At 64.5% G+C, this 4,333-nt stretch carries 3 protein-coding genes; all 3 read left to right on the top strand.

All coding sequences use genetic code 11. The features are described from left to right. Positions 1 to 567 (top strand): beta-ketoacyl-[acyl-carrier-protein] synthase family protein (locus CCN51_RS31315; RefSeq protein WP_483883451.1); only part of this gene is annotated, 567 nt, incomplete at its 5' end. Between the two features lie 74 nt (positions 568 to 641). Further along, positions 642 to 860, top strand: a complete 219-nt coding sequence (locus CCN51_RS31320) for an MbtH family protein (protein WP_086860371.1) — start codon at positions 642 to 644, stop codon at positions 858 to 860. A gap of 131 nt (positions 861 to 991) precedes the next feature. After that, positions 992 to 4,333: non-ribosomal peptide synthetase (locus CCN51_RS31325; RefSeq protein ID WP_143675935.1), on the top strand; the 3,342-nt coding region annotated here is incomplete at its 3' end.

Genomic DNA, 4,333 nt, shown 5'->3' on the forward strand with positions numbered 1-4,333 from the left:
CGTGCCGACCGGGTGCTGTGCGGCGGCGTGGAGGAGTACTCGAACGCTCGCTCGTGGCTGGAGTACCACCGGCGTGGGGGAGGGGACGTGGTCCTGGGGGAGGGGTGCGCACTCCTGCTACTGGAGACGGGAGCGTCACTGGCCGCTGGGCGCCGTCCCGCCCTGGCCGAAGTCCTCGCGGTGGAGTTCCGTGCCAACACGGACGACGACCTCAGCGGCGCGCTCGGCGCATGTCTGCACGGCGCACTGGCCACCGCCAAGGCGACCGCGGACGACGTCTGGGCCATTATGCCCAGCGGAATTTCCGGACCTGCGGGTGAAGAGGAAACCAGGCTTCTCGGAAGTCTCTTCGACTCCGCCACACTGTCTCGCGCATCCGTCTCGGATTTGATCGGCGACACCTCCGCGGCCTCCGCGGGCTTCGACATGATCGGCATGCTCAGCGCCGCCGCCCGCTCCCCGGAATCCATTGGTCGTCTCGGCGTCGTCAGCTCAATCGACCCCGATGGGTCGGTTGCCTGCGCGATCGTTCGCCTGCTCGACGGCGTTCGGCAAGACCAACCGTAAGACAGAATCGAAGGATGCCCGACGGCAGTCGGCAGCGAAATTCGTCCTGTTATGCATTCGAGTGGAGGAAAGTCATGACCAACCCGTTCGAAGACCCCGACGGCACGTACCTGGTTCTCGTCAACGACGAAGGCCAGCACTCCCTGTGGCCCACGTTTGTGGAGGTGCCGGCCGGATGGGTCTCCGTGCACGGCGAGGACAGCCGACAGGCGTGTCTCGACTACATCAACGAGCACTGGACCGACATGCGCCCTCGTAGCCTGGTCAAGGCCATGAATGAGGTAGCTTCATAGACCGGACGTGAACAAGCTTGTTGACGGGGACGCGGGACCTCTTCTCCGCCTCGGTCCCACGTCCCCATCAACAAGCAGCAGTACACGCTGACGGAACAGGCGAACGGAATAAGCGGTCAAGGTGAGTGACGATGCCTGAAGGTCGGAACACACGTCGAGAACTGTCGATGGCCCAGTCGGGAATCTGGTTTGGCCACAAGCTGGATCCGACCGATCGCTCCTACAACGTCGGCGAATTCGTCGAGATCCGCGGCGAACTGGACCTGCCCCTGTTTCGCGAGGCATTCCGTCACACATTCAGGGAAACAGAGGTGCTTCACGTCCGCTTCGAGGAGGATGACGGCAAGGTCTGGCAAACCATCCAGACCCCGTCGGATCCTGACCTGTCCATCATCGATGTCTCGGCAGAGCCGGACCCGATGGCGGCGGCGGAGCAATGGATCAACCAGGATCTGGCCCAGCCGGTAGAGCTGGTCGGCGGACGGCTGTACACATTCGCTCTGTTCACCGTCTCTCAAGATCTGACGCTTTGGTATGCGCGAACCCATCACATTGTGGTGGACTCCTACGGTGGCGCCATATTTCAGCGCCGTCTTGCCGAGATATACAGCGACTTGAGGAAAGGGGTTCCCTACTCAGCTGGGCGCCTTGGATCCTACGACCTGCTCTTCCAGGAGCAGTCCGAATACCGCGTCTCCGAAAAATACACAAGCGACCGGCAGTACTGGATCGACAAGTTCGCGGACCACCCGGACGCCGTCAGCCCAGCCGTCGGGAACGGAAACGCCCACGCGGGCGGAGACTTCCTCCGCTCGTCGGCCGAGTTGAACCCCTCGGAAGCCGATCGCCTGCGTACGTTGGCCCTCACCGCGCGGACAACCTGGTCGGTCGTCGCGGTCGCCGCCGTCGCGGCGTATCTGAACCGACTGTCGGGGAGCCAGGACCTTGTCTTCGGACTTCCCGTGATGGGACGCAAGAGCGCGAATTCAAGGATCACCCCGAGCACCGCCTCGGACGTCCTGGCCCTGCGCCTCACCCTGCGACCCGACATGACCTTCGCTTCGCTGATCGAGCAATCGACGCGCGAAGTTCGCGGATCTCTTCGTCGCCAGCGCTACAGGTCGGAAGAGCTCATCCGCGAGCTAAGGTCTCTTGGCCGGGACCAGCCCCTGTGGAATGTCTCCGCGAACATCATCTCCTTCGATGAGGACATCTACTTCACCGACCGACCCGTCATCCCGCACAACCTCTCCAACGGCCCTGTACGTGACCTGTGTATCGTCGTACGCGGTGGGGATGAAGGTTCCGGGATCTCCGTAGACTTCGACGGAAACGCCGCGCTGTACAGCCGTGAAGAGCTGGAGCGTCTGCAGAACAACTTCCTCCGGCTTCTCAAGAACCTGATCTCGGAGCCGGATACCGCGATCGGACAGGCCGACGTCCTGGATCCCGCCGAACGCCGGCAGCTCCTTCATGGGTGGAACGACCCAGTACACCAGAAGTCCGACGCGACGCTGCCAGAACTCTTCGAGGCACAGGCGCGGAGTGCGCCGGACGCCGTGGCCGTGGTCTTCGAAGACCAGGAGCTGACTTACGGGGAGCTCAACGCGCGGGCGAACCGGCTGGCGCGGTATCTGATCTCGCGAGGTGCAGGGCCCGAACGGCTGGTGGCCTTGGCGCTGCCTCGGTCTGCCGAGCTGGTGGTGGCGTTGTTGGCGGTGCTCAAGTCGGGGGCGGGATATGTGCCCGTCGATCCCGATTACCCCGCCGACCGTATCCGCGGAATGCTCCAGGACGCCGAGCCCGTCCTGCTGGTCACGCACAGCACCATCAACGACCGCCTGCTGCAGGACGCGGTCCAGCATTTCCCGGAGCAGACTCAACTCATCCTGCTCGACGAGGTCGAGACGGCGAAGTCCATCGAGCGCCGTCCGGACGCTGATGTGGCGGATGAAGGCAGGGCAACGGCACTTCTGCCCCTGCACCCGGCCTATGTCATCTACACCTCTGGCTCGACGGGCCGGCCCAAAGGCGTAACGGTCACGCACGAGAATGTGGTCCGTCTGCTGTCGGCCACGAAGGACCGGTTCCAGTTCCAGGCCACGGACGTCTGGACCATGTTCCATTCGTATGCCTTCGACTTCTCCGTCTGGGAGGTATGGGGATCCCTCCTGCACGGCGGTCGCCTTGTCGTGGTCAGTTACACGGCAAGCCGTTCCCCGGACCTCATGCTCAAACTGATCCGCGACGAAGGCGTCACGATCCTCAATCAGACGCCTTCCGCCTTTTACCAACTGATGCAGGCCGAGGCCGAGGTTGGTACTGGGGTCGGGGAAACGGCCCAGGATTGGTTCTCTGCCACCCGCTTCATCATCTTCGGTGGCGAAGCGCTCGACGCGCGGCGGCTGACGGACTGGTACCAGCGTCATCCTGGTGCGCGCCCTGTCCTGGTGAATATGTACGGCATCACCGAGACCACTGTTCACGTCACCTTCGCTCCGCTCAGCGCGGCCTCCCCGACCGGAGAAGTGGGAGTCATCGGCCGCCAGATAGCCGACCTCAGTGTGTATGTGCTGGATGCCGGACTACAGCCGGTGCCGGTAGGCGTGGCCGGGGAGCTGTATGTGGCCGGGCCCGGCCTGGCGCGTGGGTATGTGAACCAGCCCGCCGTAACGGCGGAGCGGTTTGTGGCGAATCCGTTCGGCACGGCGGCGGGGTCGCGGATGTACCGGACGGGGGATGTAGTCCGGTGGCGGGCGGACGGGCAGCTGGAGTTCGTGGGACGTGCGGACGCCCAGGTGAAGGTGCGTGGGTTCCGCATCGAGCTGGGTGAGATCGAAGCCGTTCTGGCCGCACAGGACACGGTGGCACAGGCAGCGGTGCTGGTGCGCGAAGACCGTCCGGGCGACAGGCGTCTGGTCGGATACGTGGTGCCACCCGCCGACGGTGATGTGCAGACCGACACGGCGGCGGTGCTCGGGTTCGTCAAGGATCGCTTGCCGGACTACATGGTGCCGTCCGCCTTGGTGGTGTTGGAACGCCTGCCACTGACGCCGAACGGAAAGCTGGACCGCAAGGCTCTGCCTGCCCCCGACCACGTGGTAGCCACATCCGGGCGTGGGCCGCGGACACTGAGGGAGGAGGTTCTGTGCGGTCTGTTCGCCGAGGTGCTGGGCGTCGCCGAGGTCGGCATCGACGACAGCTTCTTCGCGCTCGGCGGACACTCACTGCTGGCGACACGCCTGATCAGCCGCATACGGACCACCCTGGACACCGACCTCGGCATCCGCGCCCTGTTCGAGGCCCCGACCGTGGCCGACCTGGCCGAACACCTTGAGGCGTCGGCCGGGAACGTCACCCAGGCCAAGCTCGGCGTGCGCGCACGGCCCGAGGCGGTGCCGGTGTCTTTTGCGCAGCGTCGGTTGTGGTTTTTGGGGCAGTTGGAGGGGTTGTCGGGTACGTATAACGTGCCG

Source organism: Streptomyces milbemycinicus (genome assembly GCF_002154605.1).
Taxonomy (GTDB): domain Bacteria; phylum Actinomycetota; class Actinomycetes; order Streptomycetales; family Streptomycetaceae; genus Streptomyces; species Streptomyces milbemycinicus.

Coding starts and splice junctions, on each gene's coding strand:
- CCN51_RS31320 (WP_086860371.1), top strand. CDS start 642: ATGACCAACCCGTTCGAAGACCCCGACGGCACGTACCTGGTTCTCGTC.